General features: G+C 35.7%; 3 protein-coding genes. 1 reads left to right on the top strand and 2 read right to left on the bottom strand.

Annotated features, from left to right (window positions below):
* Nucleotides 1-397 precede the first annotated feature (397 nt).
* Both B0A58_RS13615 and B0A58_RS13610 read right to left on the bottom strand, forming a co-directional pair.
* Nucleotides 398-1,978, bottom strand: a complete 1,581-nt coding sequence (locus tag B0A58_RS13615) for an NADP-dependent glyceraldehyde-3-phosphate dehydrogenase (RefSeq protein ID WP_089081518.1) — start codon at nt 1,976-1,978, stop codon at nt 398-400.
* 36 nt (nt 1,979-2,014) lie between these two features.
* A complete protein-coding gene (locus B0A58_RS13610) occupies nt 2,015-2,326 on the bottom strand; it encodes a rhodanese-like domain-containing protein (protein ID WP_089081517.1) in 312 nt (103 codons plus the stop codon).
* A 568-nt stretch (nt 2,327-2,894) separates the two neighbouring features.
* Between B0A58_RS13610 and B0A58_RS13605 the strand changes: the two genes are divergently transcribed.
* Nucleotides 2,895-3,344: a MarR family winged helix-turn-helix transcriptional regulator gene (locus B0A58_RS13605; protein WP_014083186.1), complete on the top strand. Its 450-nt coding sequence runs from the start codon at nt 2,895-2,897 to the stop codon at nt 3,342-3,344.
* Nucleotides 3,345-3,397: the final 53 nt, after the last annotated feature.

Here is a 3,397-nt window from a genome sequence, read left to right as displayed (position 1 = left end):
TTCAAGTGCAATCTCCTAGTCCGATTAAGAAAATCCAAATATACGACAATACAGGACGAATATTGTTTAGCAAAACCATTTCAGATTTTGAATATACGATACATTATACCAAATATATTTATAAAATAGTCCAAAGATGCGTAGTTATTTTTTAGAAAAAATTTTCAAAAAAAATCGTTGCATAGCTGGGCTACGGAACTATTTTTTTGAATTATTTTAGCAAAAAAGAACCAGTAGATTGGACTATTTTATATGTATATTTGGTATTATTTCATCAAATTATGAAAAACAGTCTTTTTTGTAGTATTGACTTGGGTTTTAGATGTCATTAAAAATAAAACCTTTGCCCAAGTAGGTGACTTTGGCAAAGGTATATTTTTTTAGTGTAAATATATTTTTATAAAATATAATCGGTGTTGATAAAATTAGAATTTTTACTATTAAGCAGCTCTTGCAAAATGGCATTGTTGTACTCATTATCTTTAGAGGCAACAAAAGTTCGGATTGAGAAAGATCGTAAGGCATCAAAAATACTTAATGTACCTACTGCCGAATCTTTTCGTCCCGTAAATGGGTACAAATCAGGGCCTCGTTGGCACGAACTGTTAAGGTTTACTCTACAAACTTGGTTGACCAAAGCGTCGATAAGCGGTGCTATTGTAGCGATGTCTTGTCCGAATAAACTTACTTGTTGTCCGTAATTGGAGGCAGCCATATCGTTTAAGGGTTCTTGAATGCTCGAAAAAGTCATGATGGGCACAATGGGACCAAATTGTTCTTCGTTGTAGAGTCGCATGTCTTTTGCAATTGGGAACATTACGGGAGGAAAAATAAAATTGTCATACAACGTTCCTCCTTTTGTATTGATGATTTGTGCCCCTTTGGCTTGTGCATCGGCTATTAATTCTTGTATGTAAGCTGGTTTTTCTTTTTCTGGAAGCGGTGTAAGCATCACCCCTTTTTCCCAAGGATTGCCAAAGGTGAGTTCGTCAACTTTTTGAGCAAATCGAGTATTGAAAGCCTCTGCAATAGATTCGTGTACATACAATATTTTGAGGGCTGTACAGCGTTGTCCGTTGAAAGATAGTGTTCCGGCAACACACTCTTGAATGGCCAAATCCAAATCGGCATCGGGCAAAATGATGGCTGGATTTTTGGCTTCGAGACCCAAAATGAGACGCAATCTGTTTTTGTTTGGATGCAAATCTTGTAATGCAATGGCCGATTTGCTGTTGCCAATAAGCGCTAAGACATCTATTTTTCCTGTTTGCATAATTGGAGCTGCTACTTCACGACCTCGACCATAAATAACGTTGATAACCCCTTTTGGGAAGCTGTTTCGGAAGGCTTCTAATAAAGGGGATATAAGTAAAACACCGTGTTTGGCGGGTTTAAATACAACGGTATTACCCATAATAAGGGCAGGAATTAATAATGAAAAAGTTTCGTTGAGCGGATAATTATACGGGCCAAGACACAAAACAACGCCCAAAGGACCACGTCTTATCATGGCATTTACACCCTGACTTTTAGTAAATCTAGCACTGTTGCGGTCGAGTTGTTTGTAGTGTTCTATGGTATCGATGATGTATTCTACGGTGCGATCAAATTCTTTTTCAGAATCGCCAAGTGTTTTGCCAATTTCCCACATCAATAGTTTGACTACTTCTGAACGGGTTGTTTTCATTTGTTGCACAAATTTTTCCATGGCTCTAATCCGATCTACTACTTTCATAGTAGGCCACAGTCCTTGTCCGTTTTGATAAGCATTTTCTGCCGATTCTAAAACTTCTAATGCTGTTTTTTCGTCCATGGCTGGAATACTGCCAAGATGGGTTGGTGCATAAACGGCTGTGCTAGAAATGGTTGCATAGACATTTGTAGTTGGTCCGTTCCATTTTTTTAATGCACCATCAGACAAATAGGTGTCTTGGTGTAACAGCGTTTCGATTTGATATTCTTTTGGTATTAGATTCATTATGTTGTAGTTTAGTTTTTTAGTTTAGTTGTGCATTTACGGTACAATAATGTCGCCCTCCCAGTTCATGATGCCACCTTCAAGATTGAAAGTATTCTCAAAACCCAATTCGTTCATAATGCTACAGGCTTTGGCACTTCGAGCTCCAGATCGGCAATAGACATAGTAGTTTTTTGTTTTGTCTAATTCTTCTAATCGATACATAAAACCTTGCCCTTGATGAATGTCAATTTGGATAGCATCGGGAATGTAGCCATCTTGAAATTCATCATCCGTGCGTACATCTAGCACTACATAATTGCTGTCAGCCTCCAATTGTGCTGCCCATTCTTCTTGTGATAAATTCATAAATATTAATTTTTTATCAAAATTAACAAAATTAGTCGGTTATAAAAAATATAATTTTCTTACTATATCGTTTTAACAAAAAAATAACACAAAATTATTTTTTTTAAACAAAAATCAAACTACATTTGTACCTACAAATATTGTAATGACAAATGATGAAACAACAATATAAAAAAGTTGTTTTTTTGATGGATTAATATTAATGGTTGTATTTTGATGTTTGCAGGATTTTGAGTTAGGGATAGTAGTGGAAATCATTTAGAAGCCCCCAGCCCCCAAAAGGGTAGTTGTATTGAACAAATATAGTTTCTGGAATGTGGTAATTAAAAATTATTTCACAATATTATATTTCTTTTGGAGTTCAATGAACGTTGTTTGCTACGGATAGCCCGACCGTTGTGGGAATGCCCAAAAATGGCTTCATCTAATTTGCTGTATTAATTAGTATATAGTCGCATTAATAAACCATACGATGAGGTTACATTATTATTAAGAAAAAGACTTATAGAAGTTTGCAAACCGATGCCACACGACGATTGGTGGATGCTAACCCATATAAAAATAGGATATGAATATTGAAATGTTAATACAATCAAATACCTTGGATATTGCCAAAAAAACCACCCTCAATTTGATATTGACTAATGTTCAAATGGCCGAAAAATTCAATGAAATTTTGAAAGAATTTGATATTTCGGCAGAGCAGTTTAATGTTTTGAGGATATTGAGAGGACAAAAAGGTCAGCCCGCCAATATGTGTTTGATACAAGAACGAATGGTTGCCAAAACCAGTAACACCACACGATTGGTTGATAAGTTATTACTAAAAGGATTGGTAACACGGGACATTTGCCCCGATAACCGCCGTAAAATGAACGTCATGATTACAAATAAAGGCCTCGAAATGTTGCTAGAACTCGATCCTAAAGTAATGGAACACGAGCAACAATTTGCCAATCAATTATCCTATGACGAGTTGATTGAACTCAACAGGTTAATGGAAAAACTAAGAGGTTGAACAGCTTGTTGTTGAGGTATTTGTATATTCGGATTTAAAAGATTAAAAGATTA

It is taken from the genome of Flavobacterium branchiophilum NBRC 15030 = ATCC 35035 (genome assembly GCF_002217205.1).
GTDB classification, from domain to species: domain Bacteria; phylum Bacteroidota; class Bacteroidia; order Flavobacteriales; family Flavobacteriaceae; genus Flavobacterium; species Flavobacterium branchiophilum.
The sequence above is the reverse complement of the archived record's forward strand: the minus strand, read 5'-3'. Positions and strand labels throughout refer to the sequence as shown.

Coding starts and splice junctions, on each gene's coding strand:
- B0A58_RS13615 (WP_089081518.1), bottom strand. CDS start 1,978: ATGAATCTAATACCAAAAGAATATCAAATCGAAACGCTGTTACACCAA.
- B0A58_RS13610 (WP_089081517.1), bottom strand. CDS start 2,326: ATGAATTTATCACAAGAAGAATGGGCAGCACAATTGGAGGCTGACAGC.
- B0A58_RS13605 (WP_014083186.1), top strand. CDS start 2,895: ATGAATATTGAAATGTTAATACAATCAAATACCTTGGATATTGCCAAA.